The sequence below is a fragment of the Clostridium sardiniense genome (genome assembly GCF_019753795.1).
Lineage (GTDB): Bacteria > Bacillota > Clostridia > Clostridiales > Clostridiaceae > Clostridium > Clostridium sardiniense.
Window position 1 is genome coordinate 108,984 of the sequence record NZ_JAIKTU010000004.1, and the last position, 22,480, is coordinate 131,463.

General features: G+C 27.6%; 21 protein-coding genes and 1 riboswitch. Of the genes, 7 read left to right on the forward strand and 14 right to left on the reverse strand.

Annotation, left to right across the window (positions count from 1 at the left end):
* Positions 1–251: 251 nt before the first annotated feature.
* The gene (locus tag K5V21_RS05595; protein WP_204594279.1) at positions 252–605 is read left to right on the forward strand and encodes a tetratricopeptide repeat protein; all 354 of its coding nucleotides are present in this window, start codon (positions 252–254) and stop codon (positions 603–605) included.
* Between the two features lie 28 nt (positions 606–633).
* Here K5V21_RS05595 and K5V21_RS05600 read toward each other — a convergent pair whose 3' ends face one another.
* From K5V21_RS05600 to K5V21_RS05610, 3 genes are read right to left on the reverse strand one after another with little or no spacing between them, the layout of a single operon-like run.
* Complete coding sequence (locus tag K5V21_RS05600; RefSeq protein ID WP_245000653.1) at positions 634–1,692, reverse strand: transglutaminase domain-containing protein; 1,059 nt, start codon at positions 1,690–1,692, stop codon at positions 634–636.
* Between the two features lies 1 nt (position 1,693).
* Positions 1,694–2,332 carry a recombination regulator RecX gene (gene recX, locus K5V21_RS05605; protein WP_221859830.1) on the reverse strand — a complete coding sequence of 213 codons (639 nt, stop codon included), beginning with the start codon at positions 2,330–2,332 and terminating at the stop codon, positions 1,694–1,696.
* Between the two features lie 2 nt (positions 2,333–2,334).
* On the reverse strand, positions 2,335–3,588 hold the full coding sequence (locus K5V21_RS05610) for a M16 family metallopeptidase (protein WP_221859832.1): 1,254 nt from the start codon (positions 3,586–3,588) through the stop codon (positions 2,335–2,337).
* A 146-nt stretch (positions 3,589–3,734) separates the two neighbouring features.
* Between K5V21_RS05610 and K5V21_RS05615 the strand changes: the two genes are divergently transcribed.
* Together K5V21_RS05615 and K5V21_RS05620 are read left to right on the forward strand one after the other, a co-directional pair.
* Positions 3,735–4,406, forward strand: coding sequence for a response regulator transcription factor (locus K5V21_RS05615; RefSeq protein ID WP_221859834.1), 672 nt, complete (start codon positions 3,735–3,737; stop codon positions 4,404–4,406).
* Positions 4,406–5,926, forward strand: a complete 1,521-nt coding sequence (locus tag K5V21_RS05620) for a HAMP domain-containing sensor histidine kinase (RefSeq protein WP_221859836.1) — start codon at positions 4,406–4,408, stop codon at positions 5,924–5,926. The genes K5V21_RS05615 and K5V21_RS05620 overlap by 1 nt, the downstream gene beginning before the upstream one ends.
* A 131-nt stretch (positions 5,927–6,057) precedes the next feature.
* Here the strand turns inward: K5V21_RS05620 and ymfI are convergent, their stop codons facing one another.
* The 4 genes from ymfI to K5V21_RS05640 form a co-directional block, all read right to left on the reverse strand.
* The gene (gene ymfI / locus K5V21_RS05625; RefSeq protein ID WP_221859838.1) at positions 6,058–6,798 is read right to left on the reverse strand and encodes an elongation factor P 5-aminopentanone reductase; all 741 of its coding nucleotides are present in this window, start codon (positions 6,796–6,798) and stop codon (positions 6,058–6,060) included.
* Positions 6,799–6,802: 4 nt separating this feature from the next.
* Positions 6,803–7,741 carry a dipeptidase gene (locus K5V21_RS05630; RefSeq protein ID WP_221859841.1) on the reverse strand — a complete coding sequence of 313 codons (939 nt, stop codon included), beginning with the start codon at positions 7,739–7,741 and terminating at the stop codon, positions 6,803–6,805.
* A 44-nt stretch (positions 7,742–7,785) separates the two neighbouring features.
* On the reverse strand, positions 7,786–8,697 hold the full coding sequence (locus tag K5V21_RS05635; RefSeq protein ID WP_221859843.1) for a metallophosphoesterase: 912 nt from the start codon (positions 8,695–8,697) through the stop codon (positions 7,786–7,788).
* A gap of 181 nt (positions 8,698–8,878) precedes the next feature.
* The gene (locus K5V21_RS05640; protein WP_221859845.1) at positions 8,879–10,114 is read right to left on the reverse strand and encodes a serine hydroxymethyltransferase; all 1,236 of its coding nucleotides are present in this window, start codon (positions 10,112–10,114) and stop codon (positions 8,879–8,881) included.
* Between the two features lie 197 nt (positions 10,115–10,311).
* On the opposite strand from K5V21_RS05640, the gene K5V21_RS05645 reads away from it, so the two are divergent.
* A complete protein-coding gene (locus tag K5V21_RS05645; protein WP_221859848.1) occupies positions 10,312–11,076 on the forward strand; it encodes a threonine/serine exporter family protein in 765 nt (254 codons plus the stop codon).
* A gap of 1 nt (position 11,077) precedes the next feature.
* Positions 11,078–11,560, forward strand: coding sequence for a threonine/serine exporter family protein (locus K5V21_RS05650; protein ID WP_245000654.1), 483 nt, complete (start codon positions 11,078–11,080; stop codon positions 11,558–11,560).
* Between the two features lie 21 nt (positions 11,561–11,581).
* On the opposite strand, the gene K5V21_RS05655 is transcribed toward K5V21_RS05650, so the two are convergent.
* The 3 genes from K5V21_RS05655 to K5V21_RS05665 all read right to left on the reverse strand — a co-directional run bounded on the left by K5V21_RS05655 (position 11,582) and on the right by K5V21_RS05665 (position 15,999).
* Complete coding sequence (locus K5V21_RS05655; protein WP_221859850.1) at positions 11,582–12,607, reverse strand: glycosyltransferase family 2 protein; 1,026 nt, start codon at positions 12,605–12,607, stop codon at positions 11,582–11,584.
* Positions 12,608–12,784: 177 nt separating this feature from the next.
* Positions 12,785–14,323: an AbgT family transporter gene (locus tag K5V21_RS05660; protein WP_204594290.1), complete on the reverse strand. Its 1,539-nt coding sequence runs from the start codon at positions 14,321–14,323 to the stop codon at positions 12,785–12,787.
* 350 nt (positions 14,324–14,673) lie between these two features.
* On the reverse strand, positions 14,674–15,999 hold the full coding sequence (locus tag K5V21_RS05665; RefSeq protein WP_204594291.1) for an APC family permease: 1,326 nt from the start codon (positions 15,997–15,999) through the stop codon (positions 14,674–14,676).
* 80 nt (positions 16,000–16,079) lie between these two features.
* A riboswitch (Lysine riboswitch) is annotated at positions 16,080–16,252 on the reverse strand.
* Between the two features lie 408 nt (positions 16,253–16,660).
* Here K5V21_RS05665 and K5V21_RS05670 point away from each other — a divergent pair.
* Positions 16,661–18,490 (forward strand): APC family permease, encoded by a 1,830-nt coding sequence (locus tag K5V21_RS05670; protein ID WP_221859852.1) that lies wholly within the window; start codon positions 16,661–16,663, stop codon positions 18,488–18,490.
* A 53-nt stretch (positions 18,491–18,543) separates the two neighbouring features.
* On the opposite strand, the gene K5V21_RS05675 is transcribed toward K5V21_RS05670, so the two are convergent.
* The 3 genes from K5V21_RS05675 to K5V21_RS05685 all read right to left on the reverse strand — a co-directional run bounded on the left by K5V21_RS05675 (position 18,544) and on the right by K5V21_RS05685 (position 20,900).
* The gene (locus K5V21_RS05675) at positions 18,544–19,026 is read right to left on the reverse strand and encodes a flavodoxin family protein (protein WP_221859855.1); all 483 of its coding nucleotides are present in this window, start codon (positions 19,024–19,026) and stop codon (positions 18,544–18,546) included.
* A gap of 122 nt (positions 19,027–19,148) precedes the next feature.
* Complete coding sequence (locus tag K5V21_RS05680; RefSeq protein WP_221859857.1) at positions 19,149–19,502, reverse strand: hypothetical protein; 354 nt, start codon at positions 19,500–19,502, stop codon at positions 19,149–19,151.
* Between the two features lie 111 nt (positions 19,503–19,613).
* Positions 19,614–20,900, reverse strand: coding sequence for a serine/threonine-protein kinase (locus K5V21_RS05685; protein ID WP_221859859.1), 1,287 nt, complete (start codon positions 20,898–20,900; stop codon positions 19,614–19,616).
* A gap of 99 nt (positions 20,901–20,999) precedes the next feature.
* Here K5V21_RS05685 and K5V21_RS05690 point away from each other — a divergent pair, with 99 nt between their 5' ends.
* Positions 21,000–21,440, forward strand: coding sequence for a helix-turn-helix domain-containing protein (locus K5V21_RS05690; protein ID WP_221859861.1), 441 nt, complete (start codon positions 21,000–21,002; stop codon positions 21,438–21,440).
* Between the two features lie 27 nt (positions 21,441–21,467).
* On the opposite strand, the gene K5V21_RS05695 is transcribed toward K5V21_RS05690, so the two are convergent.
* Positions 21,468–22,472 carry a LacI family DNA-binding transcriptional regulator gene (locus tag K5V21_RS05695; RefSeq protein WP_221859863.1) on the reverse strand — a complete coding sequence of 335 codons (1,005 nt, stop codon included), beginning with the start codon at positions 22,470–22,472 and terminating at the stop codon, positions 21,468–21,470.
* Positions 22,473–22,480 lie beyond the last annotated feature (8 nt).

The window sequence follows — 22,480 nt, forward strand, 5'->3', positions numbered from 1 at the left end:
AACACCTATATATGTATTATATATTAACTTACTATCAAATCAACATTTTATACAAAATTATAGTTCTAATTATTGAAAATTTAAGATTACGTTTAATATTTTTTAAGATTTTAGTATATTTTTGGTAAAATGAGAATATATTATAAAATCTATGTACATACTGTTAATGTAAAGATTTTTTTCTATTTAAGGTTAATATAACTTATCTTATTTAACCTTAGAAAAAACTTTGTTTTTCTTAAGGAGGAAATATGAATTACTTTAGTGAAGCAAATAGATTATATAATACTAAGGAATATGAGAAAGCAATACAATTTTATAAAAAAGCAGTAGAGTACAAAGAAAATGAAGCTTGCTCTTATTACAATTCAGGAGTTTGTTTTATTAAACTAAAAAACTACAGTGAAGCAATAACTATGTTAAAAGAAGCTCTTAATCTTCAGAGAGATAGCAAATACTTTTTTAATCTTGGTTATTGTTATGCTATGCAAGAAAATAATAATAAAGCTTTAATATATTTTAATATGTCTTGGGCTTTAGATAATAAAGATAAAGATTGCGAAAAAGCCATTAATTTAATCCTTTCTAAATTAAAAAAAGATTAGCATAAACTTATGCTAATCTTTTTTTATATTACCATTCTCCAGCAATATTTTTTTGTCTGTGATCTTTATCAAAATTCTTGTTATCAAAGTAATTTCCTGCAATATAGAATGTTGGATCTACTTTAATCCATTTATTTTCGTCCTTAAGATAAACTTCATTCCATGCATGGCTTATATATTCTTCTCCATTATAAGCATCACCCATAACCATTCTAACATTTAATCCTATAGCTCTACACATTGCTACATACAGGCAAGCATAATCAAAACATATACCTTCCCTCTCTTTAAAGGCAGGTATAGCTCCACTATTTTTAACATTGCTATTACTCATTACCATATCAGCTTTATTGTAATCATACCTTATATTACTTCCCACCCACTTATATATTGATTTTGCTTTTTCTCTATCAGTTTTATCTCCTGCTGTTATTTCTTTTGCTTTTTTATCTATTTCACTATTTGATTTTATTCCCTGTTCTAGAGTTACACCATTATAATATATAATAGTAGACTTTGATATATCCTCTACAAGTCCGCTTTTTATTTTACCAATCTTCTGCTCATCAATAAGTCTTGTAAGTTTATTGTACATGTTTAAATTTGAAAAAGTATCTATCTGCTCTCTCGGCGATACACATCCATTATAAGTTACAACTGCAATTAAAATACATAATACAACTAATACTCCTCTTATAATTCCAAGTACAGTACTAAGTACAAAGAGTAAAAATCCACTTACTGCTCCTCCTTCATTGAAATTAAAATCAAAAATTGAATTAATGAGCTTAAGCACTACATAAATAATCCACTTAACAACAAAAAATATTATAATAAATATTAATACTTTTATTAATCCATTAAGTGTTTGCTCTGGACTTATCTTTAATAAAAATTCATTCACTTTACTATTAAAAAAATTATAAAATGTGAATATCACAAAAAAACTTAATACACTTGCTATACTTCCTATTATGGCTGTTATTACTTCATCTAAATTTCTACTTATCATAGAATTTTTTATGCTTGTTATAAGCATAAAAGCCATTATTATAAAAATGATTATTTGTGCTAAATTGAAGTTCATATTATTCTCCTTTATACTTTAAATAAACCTCTCCAATACACTCTTTTGCTATATCATAATCATACCCTCTACCTAATAAATATCTTGTAATCTTATTTTTTATTTTAAAATCATCAGATTCCCTCTTTATTATAGACAGATATTTTTTTTCACATAACTCAATTGCACGTTTAATCTCATCATCTCTGTCTAGCTCTCCAAAAACTTCATCTATTAGATACTTATTAATACCTTTTTGTAATAATGCATACTTAATCTTATTTTTACCTTGATTTTTTATACGATCTTTAACAAACATCCTTACAAATTTTGAATCATCTATAAACCCATATTCTTTTAAAAATTCAACTGTTTTTTCTATAGTTTCTTCATCAAATTCTTTTAAGAGCAACTTATCTCTAATTTCTTTTTCAGTTTTATAACTTCTCTCTACAGTTCTAAGAGCTGTTTCTTTACATTTCGATAGATTCTCTAAAATAGATATCTGAAGAAGTTTTTCTCTATCAACTTCTTCCTTTTCTCTTAACCCAAATTTATAAACTATTTCCATATTCACAGAAAAAGCATATTCATCATCTATATAAATATTTGCTCTATCCTTATTTCTTTTACCAGCTTCTATTTTTGTTATTTTACTCAACTTTACTCACCTTGTCTATCTCTTCTTAAAATATGAATTGTAGGATCTTTTAAAACCTTTGAAGCAACTTCATAAATTTGTTTCTTTTCTATTTTATTTATCCTCTCCATATCTTTAACAAATTCTAATACATCTTCATCTTCAAGTTCTTGATGTAGTACATAATTACAAAGATCTGCTGAATCTTCAAGAGTTGATATAACTGCTGTTTTATGAACTTTCTTCATTATCTCTAAGTCCTTATTTTGGAATCTTATCTTCCCTACATGTATATCATTTATAACGCCATCTATAGCAACCTTTGCCTCTTCCACATCCTCATCGCCAACTGATGTATATATATAAAGAACTTTAGAATCTTTGCTTATATCTAAATGTGTAAAAATATCATAAGCAAGGCCTCTATTCTCTCTAACTTCTCTAAATAATAAAGAATTTGCACTTTCACCCAATCTATGATTTAAAATTCTTAAAGAAAGTTCATCTTCTTTCTTTAAGTCATTAAATGTATATAGATATACTATTGTGCTTTGTTCAATTTCATTTTTATAACTTGTAACTTCTACTTTTTTGTTCTTCTCTAAAATTACATTCTTTTTTCTAAAATTACTTTTTCCCCACTTTCCAAAGCTATTTTCTATTAATTTAAGAGCTTTTTCATGTTCAAAAGAAGATACTATTGTAACTACTGAATTATTAGGACCATAATTTTCATTGTAAAATGCTAATAAATCTTCTCTCATAAAATTATTAACATTTTCTTCTATACCTATAACATCATATCTTAAATGACTTCTTTCAAATGCTACTTCATCAGTCTTCTTAAAGCTTAAATCTTCTATATCATCTTTACTAGTTCTTATTTCTGCAAGTATTACACTTCTTTCTTTTTCAATTTCTTCTAATGGAAAATTAGATTTTACTAACATATCCCCTAGTAATACCACTCCATTTTCAATTTCTTCTTCTAAACAACTTATTGTATAGACAGTTGAATCATAGTCTGTATAAGCATTATATTCCCCACCTAAACATTCAAGTTCTTCATTTAATTCTTCATTAGTTCTTGAACTTGTCCCCTTAAATAACATATGTTCAATAAAATGACTAATACCTTTCTCATTTAACTCTTCATACATAGCACCAATACCTACTCCAACATTAACAGATGCTATCTTAGTGTCCTTTTTTACTGTTATTACTTTAAGACCATTTTTAAGCATAGTCTTTTTTATATCAAAATTTAATTTAACCATATTCATCTCCTATTTGTAATTTAATTACAACCTTTAATATAATATGTTTTGAGAAATAATACAATACAAACCTTATAAACTATTTAAATATTTTTATATTTGTATATAATGTAATTAAGTATTTTTTTAACAGGGGGTTAAACAACATGAAAAAATCTATACTTATAGTAGAAGATGAAATAAAAATACGCTTTTTAATTAGAGACTATTTTTTAAAAGAAAATTTTAATATATATGAAGCTGGGGATGGCGAAATTGGATTAGAAGTCTTTTCAAGAGAAAAGATTGATTTAATAATTTTAGATATTATGATGCCAAATATGGATGGATTTACATTTCTTGAAAAAATACGTTCTGTATCATCAGTTCCTGTTATTCTTTTAACCGCTAAAGCTGAAGAGGAAGATAAACTTCAAGGATATGAATTTGGAGCAGATGATTACATGACGAAACCTTTTAGTCCAAAAGTTTTAGTTGCTAAAAGTAAAGCTCTTTTAAAACGTACGAGAAAAGATGTTGATTCAAGTTCTCAAGACTTTAACGGTCTTATAATTAATAAACTTTCTCATGAAGTTAAAGTAGATAATGAAATAATATCTCTATCTCCAAAGGAATATGAACTTCTGTTATATCTAATTTCTAATGAAGGAATCGCTCTTTCAAGAGATACTATATTAGATAATGTATGGGGAATTGATTATTATGGTGATATAAGAACTGTTGATACAAATATAAAAAGACTTCGTGAAAAACTATTAAATAAATCTAGTTATATAGTTACTGTTCGTGGTAGTGGATATAAATTTGAGGTGAAATAATGAAAGAAACTTTATCTAAAAGATTATTTATTATAACGTCTATCTTTCTTGTATCTTTTATGGCATTAACCTTAATTTTTCAAACATTTATTTTTGAGGATTTTTATGAGCGTAAAAAAACTAAAGCACTAACAAATGAAATTGAACAATTTTCACTAGAAAATTCTTTTCAAATTAGTAATCCAACAAAGCTGTATTCTGCACTTAAAAATTTTGAAGATACTAATAATTCAAAGATAGCTATATTCTCAGTAGATGGTAAACTTAGATATATATCAAGTGACCTCCAAAATGATAAAGATGATATAGAAATGCTTACAGAATTTTGCTCTTCTTTATTAGATAGCAAAGATATTCTATTAAAATTATTTACTAATAATAAGCCAATATCAACTACATTTTATACAAATAATCACACTGATAAGAACATAGGCGTTGCGGCTCCTATGTCAATTAATAGTAAAAATGATTCTATAGTATTATCAGTATCATCTATTCAACCAATTATTGAAGCTAGTAATGTAATAAGTGAATTTTATGTTTACATATTTATAGGCATATTGTTTATCTGTTTGATAATTTCTTCTATCTTCTCTAGTTTAGTTACTCATCCTCTTAAAAATATTAATCATGTTGCAACTAAAATGTCAAAGATGGATTTTTCAGAGAAATGTGAAACTAATAGAGATGATGAAATAGGAAATCTTGCTAAAACTTTAAACTTCTTATCTACTAATTTACAATCCTCTTTAGATGATTTAAAAGAAAAGAATAAGAAGCTCGAACAGGATATTGAAAAAGAACGTAAACTTGAAACTATGAGAAAGGATTTTGTAGCTAGTGTAAGTCATGAACTTAAAACTCCTATTGGAATTATTGAAGGATATGCTGAGGGAATAAAGGATGGAATAGTATCAGGCCATGATGAACTTGTTTATTTGGAAACAATAATTGATGAATCTCAAAAAATGAGTAAGCTTGTTTCAAATATGTTAGAACTATCAAAGCTTGAGTCTGGTGTAATCAAGCCACACTTTGAAGTTTTTAATATTAACAGATTAATAAACAAAGTAGTAAATAAATTAACGCCAGATTCTAAAGAAAGAAATTTAAATATGAAATTCATCCCAAAAACAGATTACTCTTATATAAATGCTGACATATTTAAAATGGAGCAGGTTCTTACTAATGTTATTACTAATGCAATAAAGTATACTCCTGAAAACAATAATATTATAGTAAGTATTGATACTGTAAATGAAGACTACTTTAGAATTTCAGTATTAAACACTGGCACTTCAATACCTGATGGTGAAAATATAAATCTATTTAATAAATTCTATAGACTTGATAAATCAGGAAGTAGAAGAAATAATAGTACAGGACTTGGGCTTGCAATAGTTAAGAATATACTAGATTTACATCACTTTACCTATGATTTAAGAAATGTTCCTAAGGGTGTACTATTTGAATTTTTCTTAAAAAAGGCTCAAATTGATGATGTTGGAGAAGATATATAATAAATAATTTTAATAATAAATTAAGGACTGCTTAATAAGCAGCCCTTTTATTTTATAGAAATATAATTTTAAAATACTGTATCATTAGTTTTTATATAAATAACCCATTAAAACCTTAAATACTTTGTATGTTAAATTAATCCCCCATCTATTCTGATTATTTGTCCTGTTAAATAAGATGAGTCATCTGTACATAAAAATACTACACACTTTGCAATTTCACTACCACTTCCAAATCTCCCCATAGGTATTTCTTCCTCTAAAGATTTTCTTTCCTCACCTTGTAAAAATGCATTCATATCAGTATCTATTACTCCTGGTGCTATGCAGTTTACTCTTATATTTGAAGGTGCCATTTCTTTAGCTAATGCTTTAGTAAATAAATTCAGTCCTCCTTTTGATGCTGAATATATAACTTCACATGATGCTCCAACCTCTCCCCACATAGAAGATATATTTATTATATTGCCACCTCTTCCAATCATATGAGGTATACCATGTCTTGTTATATACATGGGCCCTTTAAGATTAACCCCTATAAGGTTATCTATATCTTCCTCACTTGCATCCATAAAAAGCCCTAAGCTACTTATTCCTGCATTATTAATTATAATATCAATAGCTCCAAATTTATTTATAGCTGCATCTACTACATTTTTTGCACCTTTAAAACTTTTGATATCCTCTTTCACCTTTATAGCATATCCACCAAATTCCTTTATTATATCTATAGTTTTTTTTGCACCTTCCTCATCCTTTGAATAGTTTATTAAAACATTCGCACCATTTTTTGCAAGCTCTATTGCTATATCTCTTCCTATACCTCTAGATCCCCCTGTAACAATTGCTACTTTCCCTAATAATTTGCTCATTTAATTACTCCTTACTGCATTCCTTTAGTACTCTAATTATATTTTTATAAAATATCTTTTCTATTTCATAATAACTAAACCCTTCTTTTTCAAGATAGTTAGCCAGTTTATTCATTTCACTTGTATCTTTTATTTCAACTTCATTTTCAATTCCATCAAAATCGCTCCCCAATGATAGAACATCTATTCCACCTATATTTCTTATATGTTTTGCATGCAGTACTAAATCATTAATAGATGTTACTTTATTTTCTCCAACAAAATCATTACAGAAATTTAATCCCATAACACCGCCTTTTTCTGCTAAAAGTTTTATCATATCATCTGTTAGGTTTCTTGGATGGTTCATTATCCTTCTTGAGTTAGAATGAGTTGCTATAAAAGGTTTCTTACATAGGTTTACTAAGTCGTAAAATCCTTGATCCGATAAATGTGAAGCATCAGGTATTATCCCTACCCTTTCCATTTCTTGAACCATTTCTATTCCTTTATCTTTCAAACCCATATCTTTATATTTAAAATTATAATTCGGATATCCTATGCTGTTTTCATAATTCCAAGTTAATGTTATCATTCTTATACCTAAATCATAAACTTCTTTAACCTTATCTATCTCTCCATTTAGAACTTCACCTTCTTCTATTGATAAAAAAGCTCCTACTTTTCCTATTCGTTCTACCTCTTTAAGCTCTTTTAGATTTCTTACTATTTTTATGCTATCTCTATTTTTATTTACTTCTTTCATAAAATTTTTGTACATATCCATAAATCCTACAAATGGATCACTCACTTCATCTAAATCTAAGAAAAAGGCAAATACTTGAGCAATTGCTCCTCCTTTTTTAAGCTTTTCTACATCAACCTTGCATATACTACTACCTAATGGTAATTTTTCATTTAACATTCTATAAGCTGTATCACAGTGTAAATCAATATATTTCATAATTCCTCCAATAAATGTATAAGATATTGTTTATATTATAACATTTATTTCTTAACAAATTTTAAATAAGCTTCAATTCTTTCAGGTCCTGCTAAAAAACTCCTTCTTATATATAAGTTATTTTCATTCCCAACTTCTATACTCCATTTCACTACTGAAATAAGACCCTTATTAATTTCTAAAGATGTTATACTATTCGGAAGAACACAAGAACCATCATTAAAATAAAGCCCCTCTCCAGCTTTTGGAAATTTAATTTTATGTGTATGTCCACATATCAATAATATTTTATTCTTATCTGACCACTTTCCAAGTTCTTTATCAATTTTGCTTCCTTTTTTATAGCTATTTGCTGGGCTATTTGGAGCTTTAAATCCAGCAACTCCTTCTAAAAATCTCCATAAATATCTTACTAGAAATCTACTTACACAACTTAATTCATCATTCATTAAATCTAATTGATGTCCATGAGCTACTATACCTTTTTTATTTGATGGTATAAAATTCAGTACAAGCCCCTCGTGAAATTCTATATTTTCTATAAGATTTAAAAAATTTTCTCCAAAGTTATCTCCAATTTTTTTAAATCTATTTCTATGAATTATTTTAAAATTTTTATTTTTCTTCATCTTATCATGATTTCCATATAACATATATAGCCTCTTATCTTTATTGAATCTATTGTATATACTAAATACATCTTTATAATTATAGGCTATATCTCTACAGTCTTTATTTTTCCATAGCTCATCTCCGTCTCCAATCTCAACTAAAGTATACTCTTCTTTATAATAATAATTTATAGCTGCTAAATATATATTCTTATTGCCTATAAGTGAATCAGCAGATCCTCCATCACCTCTATGAACATCACTTATAAATACAACTTTAGAATTTAAGTCTATATCTAAGACCTCTGCATTTTTTAATATTTTTTCAAACTTTTTCTTTCCCATATCTATCTCTTTATAATTATTTTGCAGTATTATTATATTCATGAATTTATTCTATGATAGTATAACTAAGTATTAATTTTATATCTTCCTTTAATATCAAATGAAATATGCTATCTATGCTAAGAAAATTTAATGACCTAAGAAAAGAAAAAGTCAGGTAGTATTCTACCTGACTTTAAACTTATTTATACATTCTATGTTTTGAGCTTAACTTTTTAACTCTTTCAATTAACTCTTTAGATCCTTCTTCTCTCTTATCTATTAATTCATTAATTATTGAAGCAATTTCTTTCATATCTTCTTCCTTATATCCTCTAGTTGTTACTGCTGCTGTTCCTATTCTTACACCTGAAGTAACAAATGGACTTCTTTGTTCATTTGGAACCGTATTTTTATTTAATGTAATTCCAATTGAATCTAAAAGATGCTCTGCTTCTTTACCAGTTATATCTTTATTAGTTAAATCTACTAATATTAAATGATTATCAGTTCCTCCTGATACAAGTTTAAATCCATAATTAACAAGTTCTTCTCCTAAAACTTTGCAGTTCTTAACAACTTGATTCATATATTCTTTAAAACTTGAATCTAATGCCTCATTAAAACATACAGCTTTTGCAGCTATAACATGCATTAATGGGCCACCTTGCATTCCTGGGAATATATTTTTATCAATATCTTTTGCATACTTTTCTTTGCAAAGAATTAGTCCTCCTCTAGGTCCTCTTAAAGTCTTATGCGTTGTTGATGTTACAAAATCAGCATAAGGAACAGGTGACATGTGTATCCCTGCTGCAACAAGACCTGCAATATGAGCCATGTCAACCATAAAGTAAGCTCCTACTTCATCACATATCTCTCTAAATCTTTTAAAATCTATCGCTCTTGAATAAGCACTAGCACCTGCAACTATCATTTTAGGCTTATGCTCTAAAGCAAGTTTTCTTACATTATCATAATCTATAACCTCAGTGTCTTTATCTACTCCATATGAAACAAAGTTAAATAATTTACCTGAGAAATTTACTGGTGAACCATGAGTTAAATGTCCTCCATGGCTTAAATCCATTCCAAGTACAGTATCTCCTGGATTTAATACAGTAAAGTATACAGCCATATTTGCTTGTGATCCGGCATGAGGCTGAACGTTTGCATGCTCTGCATTAAATAATTTTTTTGCTCTTTCTCTTGCAAGTTCTTCAATTTCATCAACTACATAACATCCACCATAATATCTTTTATTTGGATAACCTTCTGCGTACTTATTTGTTAAGTATGATCCCATAGCTTCCATAACTGATTCACTTGCAAAATTTTCTGATGCAATTAGTTCTATCCCCTCTTCTTGTCTTTCAACTTCCTTCTCAATTAAATTATAAATTTCTTCGTCTTTTTTTGATATTTTTTCAAAATTCATATTTCCACCCCAATTTCTTTTAATTATAAAAATTATAAGTTCTTAACCAATATTTTTCAATCTTTTTTCTTAAATTTCCTAAATATTATTTCTCATATTTATATATTCCATTCATATAATTTTACTTCTTTTAACATTATAATCTCTTTAATATATGATATAATACTCTTGGTAATTGATTTTGAGGTGGTGATATTTTGGATGTAAATAAATTACTTCATTTATCCACATATGCAGGTATTATAATGCTTCAAAGTGGAGCAGAAATATACAGAGTTGAGGAAACTATATGTAGAATATGTGAAGCATATGAAATTGATGAAGCAAATAGCTTTGTTACTCCAACTGGAATTATGGTATCTCTAAGCTATAACGATCAAACTTACTCTATAGTTAAAAGAGTAAATCTAAGAGGAATTGACTTACATAAGATTGAAAGAATAAATGATTTATCAAGAAGGATAGCTGCTTTTAAACCATCACTTGAGTCAATAGATAAAGAACTTAATGATATAAATAATACAGCAAGATATTCTATGCCTGTTACACTAATGTTTTCAGGACTCGCTGCTGGATTTTTTTCAATACTTTTTGGGGGAAACTTTAGGGATTTACTTGCAGCCTTTTTTATAGGTGGCTTTATAAAATATCTAGCCTCATTATTTACAAAAATGTCGTTAAATGAATTCTTTATAAACACTATTTGCGCTGGAGTATCTGCTGCATTTGCAATATTATTTTTAAATCTAGGTTTAATAAGGAATATAGATGAAACTATAATCGGAGCTATAATGATTTTGGTTCCTGGTCTTGCAATTACAAATGCTATACGTGATACTATAGCTGGCGATTACTTAGGTGGAATTATAAAGGCTAGTGAAGCTTTTATAGTTGCAATTGCAATAGCTGTAGGTACAGGTAGTGTCATAAGCTTCTGGCTTAAGGTTTTAGGAGGTGTTTAATATGACTATTGCCCTACAAACCATATATGCATTTATAGCGACTTTAGGATTTGGAATAATTTTTAATATCCATGGAAGAAACTTATTTTTTGCAGCAATCGGTGGAGGTATAAGCTGGTTTGTTTATGCCTTAGGACTTGAAGTTCATTTTTCAACTACAACAAACTTTTTCTTATCTGCAGTAGTTTTTAGTACTTATTCTGAAATACTTGCAAGAAAATTAAAGACCCCAGTTACTACTTTAGTTGCCTGTGCACTAATTCCTTTAGTTCCTGGTTCTGGAATGTATTATACTATGTATCAAGCTGTTACTGGAGATGTTATGCAATCCCTTGAACTTGGAATTAATACCTTAGCTAGTGCAGGAGCCTTAGCACTTGGGGTTATATTTGTGTCAACTATAACTAGACAATACTATAAAGTAAAACTTAAAAGTAAAGTAACGCTTAAAAAGTTTCAAAAAATTAAAAAGATTGAGAAATAATTTCTCAATCTTTTATTTATTCTAATCATCAATTAAAATCATATCAATACTACATAATTTTTCACTTAGCTCATCTATATCAATAATTTCATCAAATTCACTTGATGGATATTTTATATTAATTCTTGTATTAACATAATTATCTAATGCTTTTTTAGCTTTACCAAACTCACAAAGTTCAATTCTCAGAAGACACTCCATAAAATATAGATCTCTAAAATCATCATATTTTTTAGTATAAGTTTTTAAAAATCCTTCTTCCTCCTTATACATTTTTAGTTGATGAAGAGCTTTGCTTCTATTTATTATAAGTCTTGGTATCAACTCTACTATATCTTTATTTTTTTCTTCTTTAATTTTTGTTATAGCTTCATCATAGTTTTCTAAAGCATTCTTGAAATTTCCAATCTTTCCAAATTCATTGCCCAGTCTAAAAAAGTAATATATATCTTTTTTTTCATCTTCATAATTTTCAAGTATTAAAATATTCCTTTTACTCTTATTATCAACATCTACTAAATTCTTATCATTTCCATAATGAAAAATTTGAGTATCACTAAATGATAAGGCATCCTCACCATATTTTTTTATAATACTATCTTTAACAGTCTCTTGTATTTTCCCTTTAAATCTTACGGCACTATCATTTCTAAAAAGTCTTATAGAATTATCTATGGATCTTCTTTTTCCATCTATGAATGAGACTACTCTAAGACTTATTCCCTTATCTTTTTTATTATCTTTTATATAATTAAAAATTCTTCTTTTCCCTTCATCATTTATTATCTCATCACAATCTAATACTAAAATCCATTCTCCCTTAGCTTTTTCTATAGATATATTTCGAGCATAGGAAAAATCATCTATCCATTTTTCTTTATATACTTTTCCTCCATATGATTTTACAATGTCCATACTTCTATCAGTGGATCCTGTATCTACAACTATTATCTCATCAACCATATCTTTAACACTTTCTAATGCATTTCCTATTGTTTTTTCCTCATCTTTACATATCATACAAAGACTAATTAAAGCCTTTTCCATAATAAAACCCCTCTCAATCTTTAATTTTGTATTACATCTAAAAAAGTTATGTAATATTACTCATATATTATAAAGATATTAATTGCCATGGTAATTTATGTTAAATTATTTTATGATTATAAAAAATAATATTCAGTAAAAAAGACTTCAGTTTAAATAAACTGAAGTCTTTTTTAGCTAAAACCCTAATGGAATTCCAAATGCAAAGAATCCAATTAATAGAATTGTCCAACATATTAAGAATCCAACTGAATATGGGAACATTAATCTGATCATATCTCCTAATGTATATTCCGGCTTATACTTTCTCATAAATACAAGTATTATTCCAGCATATGACATAAGTGGAGAAATAACATTTGTCGATGAATCTGCTAATCTATATGCAGCTGATACAAACTCTGGAGTTAAATTATTGTTAACTTGATATAACATTGGAATAAATATAGGTCCAAGTAACATCCACTTTGATGTTAGTCCACCAACAAATAGATTTATTATTGAAGTTATTATAATAAATCCTATTAAAAGAACTATTGGATATTTATCTATACCAAGTCCTTGAAGGAATGATGCTCCTAAATATGTTATATAAGTTCCAATATTTGAATAACTAAGTAGTGCTAAGAAATTATATGAGAAGAATGTTAAGACTAAAACATATCCCATTCCACCCATTTGCTTTGACATAGCTCTTACTATGTCCATAGCATTATTAAACTTGCCTACCTTTCTACCATAGAATAATCCTGGCATAAAGAATAAGAATGTAATTATTAATATAACATTATCCATAAACGGATTAACTTTTGCTCCATCTTCTCCTATAAAAGGTGCTAATGGCCCAAAGTAAAGAATTGCAACTAAAACTAATCCTATTAAAAAACCAAATCCTGCAAATTTTAATCCTTTGTTTTCTTCAACCTTAACTGAGAAATCTGATAAGTCCATATCTTCTGGAACAACATACGTTTCTTTTTCTAATCTCGGTTTTATGAATTTAGCAGTAATAAAGTATCCAACCATTGATAACAAAACAGTTGATGCTACTATAAATATATAATGCATTGTAGCAGGATTTAATGCTTGTCCACTTTGTGATAAAAATGGAACACCTTGTCCCTCTGCAAATATCTTAGCATTATTACCAACTATAACATCAATTGGAGTTCCAGGTATTAAGTTAGCACTAAATCCAGCTGATACCCCAGCAAAAGCAGCTGCCATACCTATCAATGGATTTTTCTTTAATCCAACATATAATAGTCCAGCAAGTGGTATTAATATTATGTATCCAGCATCTGTTGCAATACTACTCATTATTCCTAAGAAAACTAAAACTACAGGTAAAAATTTATCTGATACTTTAAGTCCTATTTTCTTAATTAATGTAGTTAATAATCCTGACTCTTCTGCAAGTCCAACTCCAAGCATTACAATAAGTATTGTTCCTAAAACTCCGCCACCATAAGCAAGCCAGTTATTTAAAAGTGCATTATCAAATATCCATCTAAAATTTTCTGCTTGGAACATATTTTTTATTTCATAAGCAACTGTTCCACCATCTGCACCTAAAGTTTCAAATTTTATTCCACCCATGAATATAGTTGCAGTAATTACTATTGCATATAATACCATGAATATTATTACTGGATCTGGTATCTTTTTCCCAACCTTTTCAATAAAAGACCCTTTTTGTTTTTTCCCTTCTTTCATTTCTAAACCCCTTTTCCTTGTTTATTATTTAGACATATTATTATTAATTTATTCATAATTTCTTTTTAATTATATCATCTTTATTTCTATATTTGAAATTTAAAGTATTTTTTACCTCTTCTTTATGACTTTCTTCGTAAATTCAATATTTTTCCTCGATTAATTAACATTTTATTAAAATTACTTCAACTTTATTATCAATTCATTATCAGACTTATTTTGTTACATATCTATTTTTCGCACATTCTTTATTTTTTGTATCTATATGGCGGACATATTTTTCATAAAAAAAATACCTCTTTATTCTTTTTAGAATAAAAAGGTATTTATAATTTCTTAAAAATAATATCTTAATTGTTATTAATTTTATTTTTATGATAATTATATATATAAAATGGAACCCCTATAAGCATTAATATAAAGCCCCACATTACAGTTTCTGCACCTGATCCATATATTGTCCATATTGAATATATAAAAGCTAAAATTGGAACTATAGCTTTTGTTATGAAAATCTTAAAGTTAAATTCTTTTGCACCTTTAAACATTAACATTATTTCTGCTGCTGATGTTAAAAGATATATTGGTAAAAACGAAAGTGTTGCAAGTATAGTTATAAATGTAAATGCTGAAACCATGCTCTTTTGGAAATTCATAATTAATAATATATTTACTAATATTGATCCCACTATTAAAGCATTTGCAGGAGTACCATATTTAGGATGAAGTTTTCCAAAAAATTTAGGGAATACTCCATCTTCTCCAGCTGCAAAAGCAACACGTGCAGTTGAAAGAAGCCATCCTATAGTTGTTCCAAGTATACATATAACTACTGCAATTGTAATTGGTTTACCAATTGAACTACCTAAAATCTTGCTTAATATATCAGTAAGAGGCGCTTGGCTATTTGCAAGTTCTCCGTTTGGCATAGCACCCATGCTCGCTACACTAATTAACATATAAATTACAGCTGCTATTATCATTCCATAAATTGTACTTTTCTTAACATTTTGCTCTGGATTCTCTATTTCTCCAGCAGTAACAGTTGCACTTTCAAGTCCTACAAAAGCCCAAAGTGTTGATGTTGCCGCAAGTGAAATTGTTGAAAATCCTTTTCCATCTGGAATTAAAGGCATAATATTTGCTACATCAAAGTTTAGGAAAGCTACTATTATAAATATAGCAAAGAATGCAATTTTAAATACAGTTGCTATAGTTTGAAGTTTTCCAGCCTTTTTAACCCCAATAATATTTATTATAGTAAAAAACCATAAAATAGCACTTGTATATATTATTGAAATAAATGGGTCCCGTAGTGCTGGAATAACTGCTGAACTATAGCTTGAAAGTGCTACAATTATAGCTGCATTTCCAATCCATGAACCATTCCAATAAAGCCATGCACTTAAAAATCCTGTAAATTCTCCAAATGCTATTTTTGTATATTGATATGCTCCACCTGTCGTTGGATACTTTGATCCAAGATTTGCAAAAGATATCGCTATTAATATTGATCCAGCTGATGTTATAATCCAAGCAATTATTGTTGCAAGTGGTCCTGAAAGTTGTGCTAATGTTGCAGGAAGCATGAATACACCAGATCCAATCATATTACCACAAACAAGCATGGTGGCCATAAATAGACTAATCTCTTTTTTTAAGTTTCTTTCTTCCAATTTGTCCCCTCCCAATTTTAGAGTAAAAAAATAAGCCCAAAAGAGCTACTGTCTTTGAGCTTGTATATATTCACTACAAACGCAAAGATAGCTCACCACAATTTCTTATGGCAGTTTTACACATATTCTATGTAAACCCAGTATATAATCTCAAAGCATTAATTATATACTTCGGCAACAATACCTTTTATATTAACTCAAAGTGCTTTCCTCATTAATATTACTTATTATTATTGCGACCTCTATCTTACCCGATTCATTATATTATGACATTGTAATTTTAGACAAAATTTCAGAAAATGTCAAATAATTTTTAAGTCTATCAAATCCCTGTAGTTATCATATTCTAAAAGTTTTCATTAATTTATAAATTCCTAATGATCAAATTAATATATTCCATAATTCAACTTACATTTCCTTGATACTTTGTTTATTTTTATTATTTTCCAATTCTATAATTTTATTTCAATATATAATAAATTAATTATCTCTTATGATTTTTTCTTTAACTTTATAAATTGAATATATAATTCTATTTATTTTAAACTGGATTTTATTTTTAAAAATTTCACACTTATTTAATGTAGGGGTAGCGAATGTTAATAGCTAGTTCAATAATAGCACTTATAATCGTAACAAATTGTTTTTTAGAGGTGTACTTATGAATATTTCACAAATTTTAATTGGGAAACCATTAATGACAAAAGATTTAAAAAATCAGACATTTAATACATTATGGGGATTGCCTATATTATCAAGTGATGCAATATCATCTGTAGCATATGCTGGAGGTGCAATACTTGGAGTATTATTGCCAGTAACGGGCTTATTAGCCTTTAAATATATGCTATTTGTTACAATTGCCATAATACTATTAATGTTCTTTTTAATTTGCTCATATAAGCAAGTTATTGATTGCTACCCTGCTGGTGGCGGTGCTTATATGGTTGCCAAAGATAACTTTGGTACAAAGACTAGTTTACTTGCAGCATCAGCATTAATAGTCGACTATATTTTAACTGTAGCCGTTAGTGGTACTGCAAGTACGGATGCTATAACATCAGCTTTTCCCTCACTTTATAACTATAGAGTGTTAATAACACTAGGACTTATACTTTTTTTAACTATAGGTAATTTAAGAGGGATACGAGAAGCATCAAAGCTTTTTGGTGTACCTACATATCTTTTTGCAATAGCAATACTTTTTATGATTGTTGTAGGTATATATAAAGTACATGTTTTAGGATTTACTCCTAAACCACTATATAGCTTGCCAAGCTTTTCAAAGAATTTAACAATTTTAATATTTTTAAAGGCCTTTGCTTCTGGATGCACTGCCCTTACTGGTATTGAAGCCGTAAGTAATGCTGTTCCAGCATTTAAAGCGCCTTCACAAAAACATGCAAAGCATGTACTTTATTTATTAGGGCTTTTAGTATTTTTAATTTTAGGTGGATTATCCTACCTATCAACAATATATTATGCTATACCAAATCCTGAACAAACACAGATATCACAAATAGCTATTCAAATATTTGGTCATAATATATTTTACTATATAATACAGTTTACAACTGCAATAATATTACTTATGGCTGCAAATACTGCCTTTTCAGGACTACCATTATTATTATCAATAGTTTCAAGGGATGGATTTGCTCCAAGACAATTAAGTAAAATCGGAAGAAGACTTGGTTACTCAAATGGAATCATCTTGCTGTCAGTAGTTTCAATACTATTAGTAATTATTTTTAATGGAGATTTATCTTTACTACTTCCACTTTATGCAATTGGAGTATTTATTTCATTTACAATTGCTCAAAGTGGTATGTTAGTTAAATGGTTTAAAGGAAGACCTAAAGGATGGAGGCATAAAGCTTTAGTAAATGGTCTAGGACTTATTGTAAGTGCTATTACTTTAATTATAATAACAGTTTCTAAATTTCTTGAAGGTGCTTGGATTATTTGCATAATAATTCCTATTATAGTCTTTATAATGTATAGAATAAAAAAATACTATGATGTAACTTATTCTGAACTTAAGATAAATGAAGGAGAAACTCTTAAAACCTATGAATCAGATATTACAAATTATAGGGTTGTTTTACTTATTGATTCTTTAAATAAAAGTTTTGTTAAATGCTATAATTATGCTAAGTCAATATCTTCAGATATAACAATTCTTCATATATCTACAAATGAAGATAAAACGAAGAAGCTTATTGATGATTTTAAAAAATTTGGATTTAAAAATGAAATTACAGTATTATCATCACCTTATAGAGAAATACGTAATCCAATTATTAAATATATAGATCAAATGTGCAAGGACTTATCAAGTGATGAGAAAGTCTTAGTTGTGTTACCTCAACTAGTTTCCCCTAAAATTCATGATAACTTCCTTCATAATCAAATTACTCTAATACTTAGAGCATCTTTATTAACTAGAAAAAGTGTTGCACTAGCAACAATACCTTATATAATTAAATAAAAAATAGCCATAGAGATATAAATATCTTTATGGCTATTTTTTATTTTAAAAACTTAAAATAATTCCTTAACTTTTTTACCTATTCTTTCTCCAAATATCATAGGTGTATCTATATCTTTATCATTTACTCCATTTACACTTATATATCCTAAATGTATAAATGGCTTTCCAAGAGCTGCTCCACCAGAATAAATAAGCATTCCCTTTACTATTATCTGATTTATTAAAGTTAAAATAGCAGTGTCTGCACCACCCCATATATAATCTGCTGTTGCATAAAATGATGCTAATTTACCTTCTAAATTTATATCATGAGAATCATCAAGCCATTTCTTCATATTTGCAGTAGTATTTGCAAGATATGTTGGTGTTCCAAATACTACTCCTTTACTCTCATCTAAAAATTCTTTATCAATTTCTTCAATATTCATACATTTTATTTCTATTCCATCTACTCTTTCAATGCCTTTCTTTATTATCTCCCCTACTTCTCTAGTATGTCCACTTTTAGAATCATATAAAATTGAAACCTTCATACTTTCCTCCTTAATATCCTTAATCTCTCTTTTTATATTACACCTATTCATATTATATATCAAAAAGGGCTAAGCTTTGTTTATTTAACAATGCTTAGCCTTTAACCTTTTCATATATAACTTTATGATAATTTAACTATTTTTTTAACCTTTGCATATCCTACAAAGCTTAAAACTATCATAGGTATTACAAAAGGAATATACATTAAGAATAATACTCCTCCTACAGAGTAAAGAATAGCACCAGTTAATGCAAATCCTGCTTTACTTTTAATTGCCCCTATTACATTAAATATAGTTGCTAGAACAATACAGATCATATGTGGTGTTACTAAAGCTGTTGCTATAGCACCTCCTAAAGCTTCTGCATCTGATGATGCTCCAGATATAGCACCTCCAAAATTAACTACTAAAAATATGGAATATAATACTCCAAGTACCGCTGATATAATTAATACCTTACTTCTCTTTTCCATTTTATAATACCTCCTAATGAATAAAAATAATACCTGTAGCTTATTACTTCTTGCTACAGGTATTATTATAAATTACATTATTAATTTTATGGTCTGCTACCAGCATACAAATTAAATTTTATTAGTTTCCAATAGTAATCCTAATATAAAGAATATAATTATTGTATATAAAATATATCCACCTAACACTTTAAACTTATTATTACTTTTTAATAATGGTAACTTAACTTTAATATTAATAAAATTAGAATATAAAAATATAAGTGCTAATAAAGATACTACCATGTATAAGTTTTCTAAAAATGCAGATTTAATGCCTTCAGTTTCTGTCGGAGTAAATAGTCCAATCACTAAAAATCCATATCCACAACATGCTAATATTTTCTTCCATAATACCCCTGTCCTAAAGCCAGGAATTATTTTATAAAAGTTTTTTATAGAAACTTTATATCCGCTTTTATTTATACCTTTAATGTCATCAGTAATTGATGTGTTTTTATTAATATCCTCAGAATTACTTTCTACATTTTCTAATTTTACATTTAAAGTAGGGTCATCATCTCCTTTATTAAGATCTAGTAAATTCATTTCTTTATTAAGATCTAACAAATTCACTTTTTTATTTTTATCCACAATAGACTCATCAATATTATCTACTGATTTATAAAATTCTTCTTTAAGCATTAGCAAATCTCTTTTTAATTCACTTACATTTTGATATCTATCAGATGGTGAAAATTCAATACTCTTTTTTATTATGTTCTGTAGATACCCATTATTAAGCTTATTTTTAGGATAAGTTCCTGTTGTAAGCACATTCATAAGTATTCCAACTGAATATATATCACTTCTTCCATCAGTTTGTATAAAACCAAATTGTTCAGGAGGTGCATACTCTTCTGTACCTTGAATTTTAGTATCTTCATTTATGCCCTCTTTATATTCTCTAGATACATCAAAATCTATTAATTTTAATACATCATCACTACTTATAATTATATTTGATGGCTTTATATCTCTATGTATAATTGGAGGATTCATATTATGTAGTTGTTCTAATACACTACAAAGAGATATTATGTAATCTATAACCTTTTCTTCTTTAATAATTCCCTTATCCTCTATTATTCCTTTTAAAGTATCCCCATGAATATATTCTTCAATAACTATTAGAGATCCATTATTTCTAAATACTTCATATATTTTAGGTAAATTTTTAAAATTCATTTCTTTTATAGTTTCATATATTCTAAAATTATAATTAGTTAAAATCTTTTTTATATAAATCTTTTTATCGTTAGTATTTTTAACTAAATATATCTTACTCTTATTGTTCTCATTTAATTTAGTTAGTTCTTTATAACAAGAAAGCTTGTATTCTAAAACAAGATTATCCATAACTCTATTTCCCCTTACAATATTGATTTTACCCCTAAAGAATTATATCATATTACTTGTACACCTTACAATTTAATCCTAAGGAGTGAATATATAATAATGAATGAAAAAAATACAACTGAATTACTAGATCGCCTTAAAAACACAAAAAATATTAAAGAATTAGAGAATTATATAGATTCTATAGATGAATATACTTATACAGATTTTGCAAAATATATACTAAATAAATGTGAAGAAAAAGGAATTAAAAAGAGTGAGCTTATTAATAAAGCTGATATTAGTAGAACTTATGGATACCAAATATTAAGTGGAGATAAGAATCCTAGTCGTGATAAAATAATTAAACTTTGTATAAGTGCTAAACTTAACTTAGATGAAACTGAAAGAGCTCTTGCAATTGCAAAAGTTGGTAAATTATATGCTAAGGATCCGAGAGATAGCGCATTAATATTTGCAATAAATAAAGGTCTATCCGTTGCAGATGCAAATGAATTCTTATTTAATCTTAATGAAAGTTTTGCATTTAGAGATGAATAAAGAACGTGATATAATTCACGTTCTTTATTATTTTAAATCTGTTGATTCATTCCAGTTTATACTACATTTAAGTATTAAATTTTTATTTTCTAAATTTTCTTCTTCAATAGAATCAATTAGAATTCTTGCTGCACACTTACCTTCTTCATATGTTGGCTGGGATATTGTTGTTACTGTTGGAGTAGCGTACCTAGTCCACTCCCAATCATCAAATCCTATAAGCCCAACATTATTTGGTATATTTAAATTTTGAGTCTTTATATAATCATAAGATTTCTGAAGTACCTTTCCATTTACAGCAAATATTAAATTTTTTCTATCTAAATCAATATTTGTATTTATTACTTCATTAAGCTCTTCCCTTGTAATATTATCATCAATTACTTGAACTTTATAATTTACACCTAGTTCCTCTAGTGTATCTATAAACCCATTCATTCTTTCCACTCTAACCATTAACATATTTGGATCTTGTGTTAAAAGCACAAAATTGTTATACCCTTTTTCTACTAATTTAGTAATTGCTTCTTTAGTTATATCATAATTGTTTGTTTTAACCCACTTGCCTCTAAAGTCTTTATTTACTGAATCTAGTAGTACTAATTTTTTACCACGCTCTTTTATTTTATCTATAAGTTTTGTAAATTTCACAGTTGATTGAACAATAAATCCATCAACACCCATATCTAACATTCTATTTATATATTTCTCTTCATAATTAAAATCATAACTGCTACTTCCAACTATTATTTGATAGTCTTCTTTTCTAGCAACTTTATCTATACCTTTTACTATTGTACTACTAAAAGGATTTGATATGTCAGCAACTACAACTCCTATTAAATTCATCTTTTTAGAGGTAAGACTCCTTGCCACAATACTTGGACTATAGTTAGTTTCTTTGATTACCTCTTCTATTTTTATTTTTGTCTCTGCTGACATCTTTTCATATTTCCCATTTAAATAAAAAGATACTGTTGTTTTCGACGTTCCTGCCATATCTGCTATATCTTTTATTGTTACTTTTTTCATTATACTCC